The organism is Burkholderia singularis, assembly GCF_900176645.1.
In the GTDB taxonomy this organism is placed as follows: Bacteria; Pseudomonadota; Gammaproteobacteria; order Burkholderiales; family Burkholderiaceae; genus Burkholderia; species Burkholderia singularis.
In genome coordinates this window covers 1-15,147 of record NZ_FXAN01000115.1, presented here as the reverse complement: position 1 = coordinate 15,147, position 15,147 = coordinate 1, and the positions used below count along the sequence as shown (strand labels likewise).

Below are 15,147 nucleotides of genomic sequence, written 5' to 3'. Positions count from 1 at the left end.
CCGCGCGGCGTCGAGTGCAAACTCGATGCCGCGCGGCGCGGCAGCCGGCAGCAGCGCGAGCGCGTCGGTGCAAAGCCGGTCGTGCGGCGGCGGCGCGATCGCGAAACGGCGCGCGCCCGCGCCGTCGACGGCCTTGCAATGCACGTATTCGACATGCGGCGCGAGCGAGCGCGCCGCGTCGAGCGGTGCTTCGCCCGCCCACAGCCAATTGCCGATGTCGAACGTCATGCCGACGAGCGCGGGCATTCGCTCGTCGCGCAGCGCGGCAAACAGCGACACGAACTGCGCAAGTGCGCCACCTTGCCGCAATTGGCCGTTCTCGACGAGCACGCGCATGCGGGCGGGCGCGCGTTCGAGCAAGTCGGCAAGCTGCGCCGCCTGGGTGCGGGATGCGAAAGCGCCGAGCTGGAACTTCACGAAGCGCGCGCCGAGCGCACCGGCCGCATCGAGCGTCGCGGCAACGGCCTGGCGGTTCAGTGTGCCGTCATCCGCGTAGAGCGTGTCGGGCGTCGAATATACGGACCACAGGCCGGCCGCGGCGATTGCGCCGCCCAGCTGCGCGAGCGCTCGCGGCGACGCGTCGTCGTCAGACGCGAACAACTCGCGCCTCACTTCGAAGCCGGCCGCGCCGGCTTCGGCCGTCGCATCGATAAACGCGCGATGCCCGTCGCGCCGCACCGCGTGCGTTCCGAATGCGCTTGCCACGATCACGATGTCGACCATGCTTCGCCTGCCCTTTTCCATGTCGATGGATAATGTATTTGATGAATGGAACCGGTTCCATTTATATTCGCACACATGGTGCGCCGAGTGTCCGACATAGGCCATAGAGGAAATCCCTAGGCGAACACCCGCCGACCCGGCCGTTGCGGCGCGCCGGCGCCACGCGATCATGCGCGAGCGGCGCACAATATCGGAGGATGGCCGTCTGGCGCGCCGACGTGATCTGTATGCCGGGTTCCATGCGCGCCGCGCGAAGGAAACGCGCCGCCCATTCGTCTGCCGCCGCCTCAAAGTCAAAAGGAGCCCGCCGCATGCCCGACCTTCCGCCTACCATGCTGTTTCTGCTTGCCGGCGCGTCGTTCTTCTTGATCGCCGTGCCGCTTGCCGCGCAATGGGTCAAGCCCAACCGTTTTTACGGCGTCCGGCTGAGCGCTACGTTGCGCGACGAAGCCGTCTGGTATCGCTGCAACCGGATTTTCGGCGTCGCGCTGATGATCACGAGCGCCGTCTATGTCGCCGCGCTCGAATACTGCACGCTCCGCGGCATCCCCGTGCCCCGCCTTACGCTGCTGACAACGCTGGCCGTTGCCGTCGCGATCCCGACCGGGCTTTGCTTGATCGCACTCAAACCGCCTGGCGGCCGTCAACGCGGCGCGCGCCGCTAAGCGCCGCGCTTCGTACCGGACGCCCGTCAACCGCAGCCGGCACACGCGCCATGCACAGCTCGAGAAACCGCGCGGCCGCGCGTGACGGCGTCGCGCCATGCGGCACGAGAATCGAGAAATGCCGTGTGAGCGGTTGCGGCGCGATCGATAGCATCGCGAGCGCCGCATCGTCGTGCCTGAGCGACATCGCCGACACGAAACCGATTCCCATCCCCGCCCGCACTGCCTCCTTCACCGCCTCGACGCCCGCAATCTCGAAGGCGACCGACAGCGGTGCCGCGGCAAGCGCGAACGCACGCTCGACAAGCTGCCGCACGCCCGAGCCCGCCTCGCGCAGCACCAGCGGATAGGCGGCCAGTTCGGCGAGCGTCGCGCCCATCCGCTTGCCGGCGCGCACGCGCGCGGCAAGCGGATGGGCAGCCGGCACGATCGCGACGATCTCGTCGTCGCACCATTGATGAACCGTCGTGCCCACCGGCAGCGGGTCGCCGGGGGGCCCTTCGATCAGCGCGACGTCGAGCGCCGCGAGCGATGCGACGACCTCGGCCGTATTGCCGCTCATGGTCTGAATCACGACCTCGGGCGCGAGCGGCTGGAATTCGGCGAGCAGATACGGCAGCAGATAGCTGGCAGGCGTCGTGCTCGCGCCGACTCGCAGCGTGCCGCGCTCGAGCCCGCGCACCGCGTCGCGGTACGCGCGCGCTTGGGCGAACGTATCGCGCAACTGCGCGGCATACCGCGCGAGCGTCTCGCCGACGGGGGTCAATCGCACACCGCGCCCGTCGCGCAGATACAGCGGCTCGCCGAATTCGTCCTGCAACTGGCGCAACTGGCCCGACACGGCCGGCTGCGACAAATGCAGCGCGAGCGCCGCTCGGCTGATGTTCCGATGCTCGGCGACGGCGGCGAACGTTATCAGTTGGTCCGGGGTCATCTCATAAAAATATCAAGTTTTCCGATATTTTACGTCACAAATCACAATTTTTCATATTCATATATTCAAAATAGGATTAGGACCGTTACCATTCCAACCATATCGAAACCACGCCATGTCCACGGTCCCTTCTCCTCATCCGAGCGCCGCGGCGCCGTCGGTGCGCGGCAAGCTCAACGGCATCCTGTTCGTTGCGCTGTTCGCGCTCGCCGTCACGAGCATCGCGCAGACGCCCGCCGTCGCACACTTCGGCCTGAGCCCGTTAATCGCCGGCATTGTCGCGGGCGCGCTGTACGGCAACCTGCTGCGCGACGGCATGCCCGCGAGCTGGGCGGCCGGCGTCGATTTCTCCGCGCGCAAGCTGCTGCGGATCGCCGTCGCGTTTTTCGGGTTGCGCGTGAGCCTGCAGGAAATCGCGCAAGTCGGGCTGCCGGGGCTCGCGGTATCGGCGCTCGTGGTCGTCAGCACGCTCGCCGTCGGCACCTGGGCCGGCATCAAGCTGATGAAGCTGGACCGTGATTCGGCGCTGCTCACCGCCGCGGGCAGCGCGATCTGCGGCGCGGCCGCGGTGCTCGCGTTCGAATCGACGCTGCGCTCGAAACCGCATCAGAGCGCGATGGCGGTCGGCAGCGTCGTGCTGTTCGGCACGCTGTCGATGTTTGCCTACCCGTTCGCGTATCGCGCCGGCTGGCTGCCGCTCGACGCGACGGGCCTCGGCCTTTTCTTCGGCGGCACGATCCACGAGGTTGCGCAGGTGGTCGGCGCGGCCAGCGACGTGAGCCCCGAAGTCGCGCGGGTGGCAACGATCGTCAAGATGACGCGCGTGATGCTGCTCGTGCCGGTGCTGCTCGTGCTCGGCGCTTGGCTCGCCCGCTCGGCCAAGCATACGGCGGCCGGGCACGGGGCGCGCAAGCTCGCGGTGCCGTGGTTCGCGCTCGGCTTTCTCGGCTTCGTCGTCGTGAACTCGCTGCAGATGCTGCCCGCCAACATGACGAGCGCGCTCAACACGCTCGACACGTTCGCGCTGACGATGGCGATGACCGCGCTCGGCATCGAGACCCGGATGTCGCAGATCCGCGCCGCCGGCCCGCGCGCGCTCGTCACTGGTCTGATCCTTTATGTGTGGTTGACGGTCGGCGGCTATGCGATCGTCTGGGCGACGCAGCGCTGGCTTGGTTAAACGTTCGCCGCTCTTTTTCGCCGCCGCGCCGCGTCGGCCGGGTCCACGCAACGGATTCGGCCGGCACGGCGCGGTGCTATTCTTCCGCTCGATTTCATTCGCCGAAGCGCTTCAGCCGTGCTCTCGTTCCTGCTAAAGCTGCGCACCCGCGCGCAAACCCTGTTCCGCCTGTCCGATGCGCACACGATGCTCGTCTGGTCCGTCATCGTCGGTATTGGCGGCGCGCTCGCGACGGTCGCGTTTCGCGAAGGCATCGAGCTGATCCAGCGCCTGCTGAGCGGATCGAGCGGCAGCTTTACCGAGATGGCGCGGCGCGTGCCGCCGCTCGCCCGTATCGCGCTGCCCGCCGCCGGCGGCTTCGTCGCCGGGTGCGTGCTGCTGATCGCGCAGCGCGGTGCGCCGCCCGACGGCAAATCCGATTACATGGAGGCCGTCGCGCTCGGCGACGGCGTCGTGCCCGTGCGGCAAAGCCTCTGGCGCAGCGCGTCGTCGCTCGTGACGATCGGCAGCGGCGGCTCGATCGGCCGCGAAGGGCCGATGGTTCAACTGGCCGCGCTGGTCGCGTCGCTCGTCGGCCGCTTTGCGCACTTCGATCCGTCGCGGCTGCGCCTGCTCGTCGCGTGTGGCGCCGCGGCGGGCATCACCGCCGCGTACAACGCGCCGATCGCGGGCGCGTTCTTCGTCTGCGAGATCGTGCTCGGTTCGATCGCGATGGAAAGCTTCGGGCCGATCGTCGTCTCGTCGGTCGTCTCGAACATCGTGATGCGCGAATTCGCCGGCTACCGGCCGCCTTACGAGATGCCCGTATTTCCGCCCGTCACCGGCTGGGAAGTGCTGCTCTTCGTCGCGCTCGGCCTCATTTGCGGCGCCGCCGCGCCGCAGTTCCTGCATCTTCTCGACGCGTCGAAAGCGCAGTTCCGCCGCCTGCCCGTGCCGCTGCCCGTGCGGCTCGCGGTGGGCGGCCTGGTCGTCGGCGTGATCTCGGTATGGGTGCCCGACGTCTGGGGCAACGGCTACAGCGTGGTCAACGCGATCCTGCATTCGCCGTGGACCTGGCAGGCGCTCGTCACGGTACTCGTCTGCAAGCTGATCGCGACCGCGGCGACCGCGGGCTCGGGCGCGGTCGGCGGGATCTTCACGCCGACGCTTTTCACGGGCGCCGTGTTCGGCTCGCTGTTCGGCATCGCGCTGCATGCGTTGATGCCCGCGCACGTATCTGCGTGGTACGCGTATGCGATGGTCGGCATGGGCGCATTCCTCGCGGGCGCGACACAGGCGCCGCTGATGGCGATCCTGATGATCTTCGAGATGACGCTCAGCTATCAGGTCGTGCTGCCGCTGATGGTGTCGTGCGTCGTCGCGTATTTTGCCGCGCGCGCGCTCGGCAAGACGTCGATGTACGAAATCACGCTGCGCCGCCATCGCGACGACGAGGCGCGGATGCGGCTGCGCGCCGCGCAAATGCGCGATCTGATCCAGCCCGCGGCAACCGTCGTGCCGCTGACGGCGAGCGTGGCCGACATGACGCGCGTGTTCCTCGAATACCCGGTCAAATACCTGTACGTGACCGACGAGGCAGGACGCTTTCGCGGCGCGGTCGCGCTCAAGGACATCACCTCGGATCTGCTCGAAAAGCGCGACACCACGCACAAGAGCGCCGCGAACTACCTGCACACGCCGTTTCCGCTGCTCACGCCGGACATGCCGATCGCCACCGCGCTCGAGCATTTCATGCGGTTCCAGGGCGAGCGGCTGCCGGTGATCGAATGCGCCGACGAGCCGACGCTCGCTGGGGTGGTCTACAAGACTGCGCTGCTCGACGCTTACCGGCGGATGAACGCCGATCTCGGGCGCTGAGCGCGCCCGGGCGGCCCCGCCCCTCGCGCGCCGCGCCGGCCGCCCGTCAGTCCGGCGCGCGGCCAAGCACCACGCGCGAGAAGAAACCGGCCAACACCGTTTGCGTGGTATCGGCCGTCACGCACCGCGGATCGGCGAGATGGTATGACTGCACGCCGTCGCATAAGCCCATCAGACCGAGCGCGAGCACGTCGGCCGGCAGCAGCAGCGGCGTGCCCACTCGCTCGCTGAACGTGCGGATGTAGTGCGCCAGGTAGTCGAGCTTTTCCTTGACGAATTCGTTGTACTGCGCGCGGAACTTCGCGTCGCGCATCGCCTGCAGCTTTGCCTCGCCCCAGAGCACGAGCGTCGGATCGTCGCGAAAGAGCCGGCTGTACAGGCGTAGCGCGTTCGCCTCCATTTGCTCGCGCGTGCCGCCGGCATCGAAAATCTCCTCGAGCTCGCGCTCCGCCCTTTCGTGGTCGCGTTTGAGCAGTTCGATCAACAGTTCCGCCTTGCTGCGGAAATTCGAATAGAACGCGCCGCGCGTAAAGCCTGCCGCCGACGCGATGTCCTCCACGCTGGTCGCGCCGTACCCCTTTTTTGCGAAAGTGGCATGCGCGGCGTTGAGCAGACGCTCGCGCGTCAGGTCCTTGCTTTGTTCTCGAGTCAGGCGGGTCGGCTTCATGACGCGCAAGTCTAGCACTTTCCGAACAATCAAAACACCTTTGCATTCAAATACAACCCTGTATTAGAATGCATTCCGGTTTTTCAGTAAGCAGAAAGGTCGCCGATCTTGCGATTACTGCCGCCTTCGACTTACCTGCAAGTGCCGCCGGTCTGTCGCGCTCTTTCCGCTTTCCTCCAGCCGAGGAGTTACCGTCGTGAATCGTTCCGGTTTTCGCATTGCGCTGTCGATCGGGGCCGCGCTTGCCGTCACCGCGTGCCATCGCCCTGAAGCGGCGCCGCCCGCCCTGCGCCCGGTAGTCGCGGTGCCCGTTCGGGCGGACGGCGCCGCCGCTGCCGCGTCGCTGCCCGGCGAAATCCAGCCGCGCTACGCGACGCCGCTGTCGTTCCGGATCGCCGGCAAGATCGTCGAGCGCAAGGTGCGCCTGGGCGACACCGTGCAAAAGGGGCAAGTCGTCGCGCTGCTCGATACCTCCGACGTCGTGAAAAACGCCGCCAGCGCGCAAGCGCAGCTCGATGCCGCCACGCATGCGCTGACCTACGCGCAACAACAGCTCGAACGTGACCGTGCGCAAGCGCGCGAAAACCTGATCGCGCCCGCGCAGCTCGAGCAGACCGAAAACGCTTATGCATCGGCGCGCGCGCAGCGCGATCAGGCCGCGCAGCAGCTCGCGCTCGCGAAAAACCAGCTCCAGTACGCGACGCTCGTTGCCGATCACGCGGGCTACATCACTGCCGAGCAGGCGGACACCGGGCAAAACGTGTCGGCCGGTCAGGCCGTCTATCAGCTCGCGTGGTCCGGCGACGTCGACGTCGTCACCGACACGCCGGAAAGCACGCTGTCGCTCGTGAGCGTGGGTCACGCGGCACGCGTGACGTTGCCGTCGGTGCCCGGCCGCGCGTTCGATGCACGCGTGCGCGAAATCGCGCCTGCCGCCGATACGCAAAGCCGCACGTACCGCGTGAAGCTCACGCTCGAAAAGCCCGACCCCGCGGTGCGGCTCGGGATGACCGCGAACGTCTCGTTCGCTGCCGCGCCGGGCAACGTGCCCGCCGCCGGCGTGCAACGCTTCACGCTGCCGTCGACCGCGCTCTTTCATTCGGGCAACGCGCCGGCAGTGTGGGTGGTACGCACTCGTGACGATACGCTGGAGCTGCGCCGCGTCGACATCGTGCGCTACAACGACAGCACCGTGACCGTCGCAAACGGCATCGCGCCGGGCGAGCGCGTCGTGCTGCAAGGCGTCCATACGGTCAGCGCCGGTGAAAAAGTGCGCGCCGTGCCGCCGCTCCATTCGGAGGACGTCGCGTCATGACGGACGGCCGTGAAGAAAGCGCCCGCTTCAACCTGTCCGCATGGGCGTTGCGTCATCAGGTGCTCGTCATCTACCTGATCGCGCTTGCGACGGTTGCGGGCATCCTCGCGTACACGCGCCTCGCGCAATCGGAAGATCCGCCGTTCACGTTCCGCGTGATGGTGATCAGCACGTTCTGGCCCGGCGCGACCGCACGCCAGGTGCAGGAACAGATCACCGACAGGATCGGCCGCAAGTTGCAGGAAACGCCCGCCATCGACAACCTGCGCAGCTACTCGCGCCCCGGCGAATCGCTGGTCTTCTTCGAGATGAAGGAATCGGCGCCGGTGAAGGACGTGCCGCAAACCTGGTATCAGATACGCAAGAAAGTCGGCGACATTGCCGCGACGCTGCCGCCCGGCGTTCAAGGACCGTTCTTCAACGACGAATTCGGCGACGTCTACACCAACATCTACACGCTCGAAGGCGACGGCTTCTCGCCCGCGCAACTGCATGATTACGCGGATCAGTTGCGCACCGTGCTGCTGCGCGTGCCGGGCGTGGCGAAGGTCGACTATTTCGGCGACCCCAATCAGCGGATCTTCATCGAACTGGACAATGCACGCGTGACGCGGCTCGGCATTTCGCCGCAGCAGATCGCGCAAGCGATCAACGCGCAAAACGACGTCGCCTCGTCCGGCGTGCTGACGGCGACGCACGACCGCGTGTTCATCCGCCCGACGGGCCAGTACGGCAGCGTGGCCGACATTGCCGATACGCTGATCCGGGTCAACGGCCGCTCGTTCCGGCTCGGCGATCTCGCGACCATCCGGCGCGGCTACGACGATCCGCCCATCACGCAGATGCGCGCGCTCGGCGCGGGCAAAGGCACTCCGGGCGCGGGCGATCGCCACGCGGCCGGCCGCGCGGTGCTCGGCATCGGCCTCACGATGCAGCCGGGCGGCGACGTGATCCGGCTCGGCCAGGCACTCGATGCAAAGGCAAAGGAATTGCAGGCCCAGCTTCCCGCCGGCCTCACGCTGACCGAGGTGTCGAGCATGCCGCACACGGTTTCGCGCTCGGTCGACGATTTTCTCGAGGCGGTCGCCGAGGCGGTGGTGATCGTGCTGCTCGTCAGCCTCGTGTCGCTCGGCCTGCGCACCGGGATGATCGTCGTGATCTCGATTCCCGTCGTGCTTGCCGTCACCGCGCTCGTCATGTATCTGTTCGACATCGGGCTGCACAAGGTTTCGCTCGGTACGCTCGTGCTCGCGCTCGGCCTGCTCGTCGACGACGCGATCATCGCGGTGGAAATGATGGCCGTGAAACTCGAACAGGGCTTCAGCCGCGCGCGCGCCGCCGCGTTCGCGTACACCAGCACCGCGTTTCCGATGTTGACTGGCACGCTCGTCACTGTGTCGGGCTTCCTGCCGATCGCGCTCGCGAAATCGAGCACCGGCGAATACACGCGGTCGATCTTCGAGGTATCGGCGATCGCGCTGATCGCGTCATGGTTTGCCGCCGTCGTGCTGATCCCGCTGCTCGGCTATCACATACTGCCCGAGCGCAAACGCGAACCGAAGGCCGCCGGCGCGCAAGGCCGCGAGACGGAGCACGGACATGAGCATGAGCATGAGCACGATATCTACGACACCCGCTTCTATACGCGGCTGCGCGTCTGGGTTCAGTGGTGCATCAAGCGGCGCTTCGTCGTGCTCGCGATCACGGGCGCGCTTTTCGTCGCCGCGCTCGCGGGCTTCACGCTCGTGCCGCAGCAATTCTTCCCGAACTCCGATCGCCCCGAGCTGCTCGTCGATCTGCGGCTGCCCGAGGGCGCGTCGTTCGAGGCGACGCTCAAACAGGCCGAACGCGTCGAAAAGCTGCTCGCCAAGCGGCCCGAGATCGACCACGCGGTGAGCTTCGTCGGCTCCGGCGCGCCACGCTTCTACCTGCCGCTCGATCAGCAGCTCCAATTGCCGAACTTCGCGCAATTCGTGATCACCGCGAAATCGGTCGACGCGCGCGAGCAGCTCGCCGCGTGGCTCCAGCCGGCGCTGCGCGAGCAGTTTCCCGCCGCGCGCACGCGGATCTCGCGCCTCGAAAACGGGCCGCCCGTCGGTTATCCGGTGCAGTTTCGCGTAAGCGGCGACAGCATCGCGACCGTGCGCGCGATCGCCGAGAAAGTCGCGGCGACGGTGCGCGCCGACGCACACGCCGTCAACGTCCAGTTCGACTGGGACGAGCCGGCCGAGCGCTCGGTGCGCTTCGAACTTGACCAGCAGAAGGCACGCGAGCTGAACGTGACGTCACAGGACGTCGCGGGCTTTCTCGCGCTGACGCTATCCGGCACGACGGTCACGCAATACCGCGAGCGCGACAAGCTGATCGCGGTGGATTTGCGCGCGCCGCGCACGGAGCGTGTCGATCCGGCGAACCTCGCGAGCCTGGCCATGCCGACGCCGAGCGGCCCGGTGCCTCTCGGCTCGCTCGGGCGTTTCACCGACACGCTCGAATACGGCGTGATCTGGGAGCGCAACCGCCAGCCGACGATCACCGTGCAATCCGACGTGACGGCGGGTGCGCAAGGAATCGACGTCACGCATGCGATCGACGCGAAGCTGAACGCCCTGCGCGCGCAGCTGCCCGTCGGCTATCAGATCGAGATCGGCGGCTCGGTCGAGCAAAGCGAGAAAGGCCAAAGCTCGATCAACGCGCAGATGCCGCTGATGGCGATCGCGGTGTTCACGTTGCTGATGATTCAGTTGCAGAGTTTCTCGCGCGTGCTGATGGTCGTGCTGACCGCACCGCTCGGGATGATCGGTGTCGTCGGCACGCTGCTGCTGTTCGGCAAGCCGTTCGGCTTCGTCGCGATGCTCGGCGTGATCGCGATGTTCGGCATCATCATGCGCAACTCGGTGATTCTCGTCGATCAGATCGAACAGGATATCGCCGCCGGTCATGGCCGCTTCGATGCGATCATCGGCGCGACCGTGCGGCGCTTCCGGCCGATCACGCTGACGGCGGCCGCCGCCGTGCTCGCGCTGATCCCGCTGCTGCGCTCGAACTTCTTCGGCCCGATGGCGACCGCGCTGATGGGCGGCATCACGAGCGCCACCGTGCTCACGCTGTTCTATCTGCCTGCGCTCTATGCCGCGTGGTTCCGCGTCAAGCCGCACGAGCGCGACGCGCAGCCGCCCGCCACGACCACGGGAGCCTGACCATGGGGCCGACGAATCTGCTTTCGCATCGTGTGGCGGCTGCCGTCCGGCACCGCGCGGACCGGGACGTGACAGCCGATCCCACGGCGCAAGCCGCCGCAACCTGCTCAAACGCCGTTTGCGCGGAAACACACGCGGCGGCGCGCGCTTTTGCCTTCCGCCACGCGCATGAATCCCGCCGCGCCGGCGCCGCCGGCCGCGCACGCCCGGCCGCCGTGCGCACCACCGCCGTGGCCGTCGCGGCCGCCTTCGCGCTCGCCGGCTGCTCTCTGTTCGCACCCAGCGGCGCGCCGCCCGCGATGCCGTCGCCCGCGCATTACGGCGCGTTGCCGCTACCCGAGCAGACGGCCGCCGCGCAGGGCGTCGCGCAGCGCTTCGACGTCGGCGCGCAGCCCGTGCCCGACTGGTGGAAACAATACCGATCGCCCGCGCTCGACGCGCTCGTCGACGAAGGCTTGCGCAACAGTCCGACGCTTGCCGCCGTCGACAAGAACCTGAACGCGGCGCGCGAGCAGTTGCGCGCCCAGGTCGCCAACTCGATGCTGCCGTCGATCGACGCGGGTGGCCAGGCGACGCGTCAGCGCGCGCTCAGCGTTCCGGCATTCGGCCCGCCAACCGTGCTCTATAACGTGTTCGCCGGCCAGCTCCGCGCCAGCTACACGCTCGACTTGTTCGGCGCCGCACGTTTCGCGAACCGCGCGCTCGGCAAGCGCGTCGACATGAGCGCGTATCAGCTCGAATCCGCGCGGCGCTCGCTCGCCGCGAACATCGTCTCGGCGGCGATCACCGCGTCCGCGCTCGACGAACAAGTGACGACTGCCGAGCGGCTCGTCGCGCTCGCGCGCGAGCAGGCAAACGACACGGCGGCCCGCTACCGGCTCGGCGCGGTGTCGCACGCGGACATGCTGAACGCACAGCAAAACGCGGCGTCGCTCGAAGCCAGCCTGCCCCCGCTGCGCCAGCAAGCGTTGAGCACGCGCCACGCGCTCGCCGTGCTGCTCGGCCGCACGCCGGATCAGGCGCCCGCCGCGCTGCCGCTTGCCGATTTGCATCTGCCGGAAAACGTGCCGGTCGTCGTGCCGTCGACGCTGCTCAAGGCGCGGCCCGACGTGCGCGTGGCCGAAGCGGCGCTGCAGGCGGCCGCGGCCGAAGTGGGCGCCGCAACCGCGCAGTTGTTTCCGCAACTGTCACTGTCGGCGTCGATGGGTCAGGCCGGCTTCAATTGGCCCGCGATGCTCTCCGGCGCGGGCGCGATCTGGAGCATCGGCGCGTCGCTCACGCAGCCGCTGTTTCACGGCGGCGCGCTGCTCGCGCAACGCCGCGCGGCGCGCGCGACTTATGAAGCGGCTGTCGAGCAGTACAAATCGACCGTGCTCGGCGCATTCCAGAACGTCGCCGATTCGCTCGCCGCGCTCGAGCACGATGCGAGCGCGCTCGACGCGTCGAACCGCGCGGCTGTCGCCGCGCGCGGCGCGTTCGACGACGCGGCGGCGCGCGTGCGTCTCGGCGCGCTGCCGCCGGCTGCCGCGCGCGCAAGCGAGCAGCAATGGCGCAACGCGCGGCTCGACGAAATCCGTGCCACCAGCGCGCGGCTCGTCGATACAGCGCGGCTGTTCGATGCGATGGGCACGCCGCCCGCGGACGATGATGCCGGTATGAACGCGCACGCGCAGCAAGCCAAGGGATGATGCCGCGCATGGCGAGCGGCGGCGGCAACGGGGCCGTTCCGCCGCGGTTTTAGCACGGGCGGGACGAGAGCAAAAAAGCCTTGCAACCATTCAAAGTAATAAGAAAGTTGCAGGGCTTCGTCCCCCACCATATCGCGGGCCAGGCGTGAATCCGGTATGCGCCTGCGCAGAGTATTTTTATAGTTCGTCATGTGGAATGGTTCCATTACAGCTACTCGAACAGCTGGGCTGCTGGCCGCGATTGACGGCCCGCACTGCCTCCCCTTCCGCCTGGCTAATGGCGACATCGTTGCGCGTCAGCGGCCGAGGGTTGCCTTCGTTGTGACGGACCACCAGGAAATTCGCCAATATCTGGTTGTCCACGCGAGCCATGATCTCCGCCTGGACAGGGGCATCGGCGATCCGAATGAAAGGCTCGTTTCTATCAGTCGGGTGTGCAAGGCCCATGACATGGCCCAGTTCGTGTTTCGCCACCATCTTCAGCACATAATCCAGCAAACTGGCGCCGCCTCCCGCCACGAGCGGCACGCCGCTCGGAAGATTGAATGCCGGATTCCTGGTGTACAAATTATTCGGGGTATCGAATCTATAGGCCGGGTTATTGAAAAAGTTTTGAATCCTGTCATGCAGAAAAGCTATTCTGGTAGGCGAATTCAGGCTTATAGTGCCTCTGCTATATAAAAAGTCGTACCTTGTATTGGCAATCGCCAAGGGATCGGTATCATCGGTCGCTACGGAATTCCTCCATTCGAAAATCAGATTCGCCCGACTTATGTCCGCAGCCGGCTCTAAAACAATATTTGTTCCCGTTAGCTGTACCCGCCACTCTTGAATGGCCTCCAAAATCACCGGCACCAAATCACGGCTATACGTCACTCCGTCGATGTTAATCGTGGCGATCGTCCCGACCGGAGCAAAAAACCACCGAATCGTTCTTCCATATGCAATTCCCGGATTAAGCGCCACGTTACCTACGCCCAGCAGCGGAACATTGAAATCCAATTGAGCCCGCGCTTGGCCTAAAAATGCGAGTGTGAAAAATAACACAATGATTGACTTTTCCATGCTTATCTCCGATGAATAGCAGGGCCTCTAGAGGAGAAGCTTAAAAACAGCATTCCTTAAAAAAAGATCGTGAACATATCTTCAAAATTATTTATTGAGGCATTTAGTTAAATCGTCCGCTGCCCGCCAAGCGGACTATGATCCGAGCGCAGCCTTCTTTTCAATATGGAAACATCCGAATAAAATAAATCATTCGAACCACATTACTTTCACATCATCCCCATAGATATCGTTTTATACGGCTCACATGGATTTTTCACGGAAAATATCAAACTCATCGTGATAAAACACCATCCCTTCTCAAACCTAAAAACCGTCATGGATTGTGCAATTCCGAACCGTCCCGAGAGTCGTGGAGGCAAGTTGATTTAATTCAATGCCGGGCGCGGCGGCGGCATGACTGAGTTGTCGATCGCGGTTTGATTTTGCATCTGCGGGGCTGGATATCGCCAAGTGGTTCCGTCGGCCGACGAGGGTGGAGCGACGCTCTCCCCTCCATCCAAAGTTGCCAGCGCACGGAATTCATGCGTTTTCCATGACGTCGGACGATGAATCAGCTTCACGTTCGTATATAAACCGTTGATCATTTCAGCCAGCGCGTCGCCATAGCCGCCACCCCGGCCGGCGAGCGCCCCGCGCCGGTTCAATGGCATCCGGAACGAAATCCTGGTATTCCGTCTGATAATCAGTCTGGTCATCAGTCACGCCCATCATTGCGCGATTCTTGTTCCACAACGCTTGACCCTCACGCGACGTCAGGCTTCAACCTTCAGTTGCGCACGAAATGGAGGCCCGGATATGCTGCTCAAAATCGGAGAACTGGCAAAACGCAGCGGACTGACCGTCCGCACGCTGCACCACTACGACGCGATCGGCCTATTGAAACCTTCAGCGCGCGCCGACAACGGCTATCGGCTGTACAACCGCGACGACGTCGCCCGGCTCCATCAGATCCAGGCGCTACGCCGTTTCGGCCTGACGCTCGCCGATGTCGGCACTCACCTGTCCCAGCCCGGCACGCCGCTCACATCGATCGTCGTGCGCCAGATCGCGATGCTCGATCGGCAGATCGCGCAAGCGGCGCGGCTGCGCGAACGCCTCGCGCAACTGCATTGCGCGCTCGCCGACGGCCGGCAGCCGGAACTGGCCGATTGGCTCAACACCCTGGAATTGATGACCGTGTACGACAAATACTTTTCTGAAGACGAACTCGCACGCCTGCCGATGTACCAAAACAGCCAGACGCCCGATCCGGAGTGGGTCGCGCTCGTTGCCGACGTGCGCGGGCTAATGGAAAGCGGCGTGCCGCCCAAAGACGAGCGAGCGCGCGCGCTCGCGGAGCGCTGGATGACGATGCTCGTGCGCGACACGAACGGCGATCCGCGCCTGCTCGCGAAGCTGAACCTGATGCACGACCAGGAGCCGTCGATGCAGGCGCACATCGGCATCTCGACCGAACTGCGCGACTATGTGCTGCGCGCGTTCTCCGAAACGAAGATGCGGATCTACGAGAAATACCTGTCGCCCAGCGAGATTCGCTTCATGCGCGCGCACTACGGCGAAAGCGCGATGGCATGGCCGCAATTGATGGGCGACGTGCGCGATGCGCTCGACGCCGGCGTGCTGCCTGCGTCGCCGGAAGGCCAAGCGCTCGCGCGGCGCTGGATTGCGCTGTTTAGCAGCTACGCCGGCGACGATCCCGCCACGCAACTCAAGTTCCGCCAGGCGCTCGCGAACGAGCCCGCGCTGATGACGGGTACCTGGGTCAACGATACGCTGCTCGATTTCGTGCGTGACGCCGTCGCGCACCTGACGCCGTCGCGCTGATCTCGCCGGGCGCCGCCGCGCTTGACGAA

Annotated in this window: 11 protein-coding genes and 1 pseudogene; 7 read left to right on the top strand and 5 right to left on the bottom strand. The window is 65.7% G+C overall.

Features of this window, described 5'->3' with window-relative positions:
* Nucleotides 1-723, bottom strand: a 723-nt coding sequence (locus tag BSIN_RS23370; protein WP_089342184.1) for a sugar phosphate isomerase/epimerase family protein, incomplete at its 3' end; no start/stop codon positions are given.
* A 311-nt stretch (nt 724-1,034) separates the two neighbouring features.
* Between BSIN_RS23370 and BSIN_RS23365 the strand changes: the two genes are divergently transcribed.
* A complete protein-coding gene (locus BSIN_RS23365) occupies nt 1,035-1,388 on the top strand; it encodes an SdpI family protein (RefSeq protein ID WP_089342182.1) in 354 nt (117 codons plus the stop codon).
* 31 nt (nt 1,389-1,419) lie between these two features.
* Here the strand turns inward: BSIN_RS23365 and BSIN_RS23360 are convergent.
* A pseudogene (locus BSIN_RS23360) lies at nt 1,420-2,322 on the bottom strand (LysR family transcriptional regulator); the annotation flags it as partial.
* Nucleotides 2,323-2,437: 115 nt separating this feature from the next.
* Here BSIN_RS23360 and BSIN_RS23355 point away from each other — a divergent pair.
* Nucleotides 2,438-3,502 (top strand): YeiH family protein, encoded by a 1,065-nt coding sequence (locus BSIN_RS23355; RefSeq protein WP_089342180.1) that lies wholly within the window; start codon nt 2,438-2,440, stop codon nt 3,500-3,502.
* Between the two features lie 117 nt (nt 3,503-3,619).
* Complete coding sequence (locus BSIN_RS23350) at nt 3,620-5,359, top strand: ClcB-like voltage-gated chloride channel protein (RefSeq protein WP_089342179.1); 1,740 nt, start codon at nt 3,620-3,622, stop codon at nt 5,357-5,359.
* 46 nt (nt 5,360-5,405) lie between these two features.
* Here BSIN_RS23350 and BSIN_RS23345 read toward each other — a convergent pair whose 3' ends face one another.
* Nucleotides 5,406-6,026 carry a TetR/AcrR family transcriptional regulator gene (locus tag BSIN_RS23345; protein WP_069234344.1) on the bottom strand — a complete coding sequence of 207 codons (621 nt, stop codon included), beginning with the start codon at nt 6,024-6,026 and terminating at the stop codon, nt 5,406-5,408.
* A 196-nt stretch (nt 6,027-6,222) separates the two neighbouring features.
* On the opposite strand from BSIN_RS23345, the gene BSIN_RS23340 reads away from it, so the two are divergent.
* The 3 genes from BSIN_RS23340 to BSIN_RS23330 all read left to right on the top strand — a co-directional run bounded on the left by BSIN_RS23340 (nt 6,223) and on the right by BSIN_RS23330 (nt 12,226).
* Entirely contained in the window at nt 6,223-7,341 is a 1,119-nt protein-coding gene (locus tag BSIN_RS23340; RefSeq protein WP_089342178.1) for an efflux RND transporter periplasmic adaptor subunit, read from the top strand.
* Nucleotides 7,338-10,538 (top strand): efflux RND transporter permease subunit, encoded by a 3,201-nt coding sequence (locus tag BSIN_RS23335; protein WP_089342177.1) that lies wholly within the window; start codon nt 7,338-7,340, stop codon nt 10,536-10,538. Before BSIN_RS23340 ends, BSIN_RS23335 begins: the two co-directional genes overlap by 4 nt.
* A 215-nt stretch (nt 10,539-10,753) precedes the next feature.
* The gene (locus BSIN_RS23330) at nt 10,754-12,226 is read left to right on the top strand and encodes an efflux transporter outer membrane subunit (protein WP_089342183.1); all 1,473 of its coding nucleotides are present in this window, start codon (nt 10,754-10,756) and stop codon (nt 12,224-12,226) included.
* Nucleotides 12,227-12,403: 177 nt separating this feature from the next.
* Here BSIN_RS23330 and BSIN_RS23325 read toward each other — a convergent pair whose 3' ends face one another.
* Nucleotides 12,404-13,291, bottom strand: coding sequence for a hypothetical protein (locus BSIN_RS23325; RefSeq protein ID WP_089342176.1), 888 nt, complete (start codon nt 13,289-13,291; stop codon nt 12,404-12,406).
* Nucleotides 13,292-13,659: 368 nt separating this feature from the next.
* Nucleotides 13,660-13,989 (bottom strand): hypothetical protein, encoded by a 330-nt coding sequence (locus BSIN_RS26865; protein ID WP_143757533.1) that lies wholly within the window; start codon nt 13,987-13,989, stop codon nt 13,660-13,662.
* Nucleotides 13,990-14,089: 100 nt separating this feature from the next.
* Between BSIN_RS26865 and BSIN_RS23315 the strand changes: the two genes are divergently transcribed.
* Nucleotides 14,090-15,118: a MerR family transcriptional regulator gene (locus BSIN_RS23315; protein ID WP_089342174.1), complete on the top strand. Its 1,029-nt coding sequence runs from the start codon at nt 14,090-14,092 to the stop codon at nt 15,116-15,118.
* Nucleotides 15,119-15,147 lie beyond the last annotated feature (29 nt).

Bases quoted from the DNA above. Each gene is read 5' to 3' on its own strand.
- BSIN_RS23365 (WP_089342182.1), top strand. From the start codon at position 1,035: ATGCCCGACCTTCCGCCTACCATGCTGTTTCTGCTTGCCGGCGCGTCG.
- BSIN_RS23355 (WP_089342180.1), top strand. From the start codon at position 2,438: ATGTCCACGGTCCCTTCTCCTCATCCGAGCGCCGCGGCGCCGTCGGTG.
- BSIN_RS23345 (WP_069234344.1), bottom strand. From the start codon at position 6,026: ATGAAGCCGACCCGCCTGACTCGAGAACAAAGCAAGGACCTGACGCGC.
- BSIN_RS23335 (WP_089342177.1), top strand. From the start codon at position 7,338: ATGACGGACGGCCGTGAAGAAAGCGCCCGCTTCAACCTGTCCGCATGG.
- BSIN_RS23325 (WP_089342176.1), bottom strand. From the start codon at position 13,291: ATGGAAAAGTCAATCATTGTGTTATTTTTCACACTCGCATTTTTAGGC.
- BSIN_RS26865 (WP_143757533.1), bottom strand. From the start codon at position 13,989: ATGACCAGACTGATTATCAGACGGAATACCAGGATTTCGTTCCGGATG.
- BSIN_RS23315 (WP_089342174.1), top strand. From the start codon at position 14,090: ATGCTGCTCAAAATCGGAGAACTGGCAAAACGCAGCGGACTGACCGTC.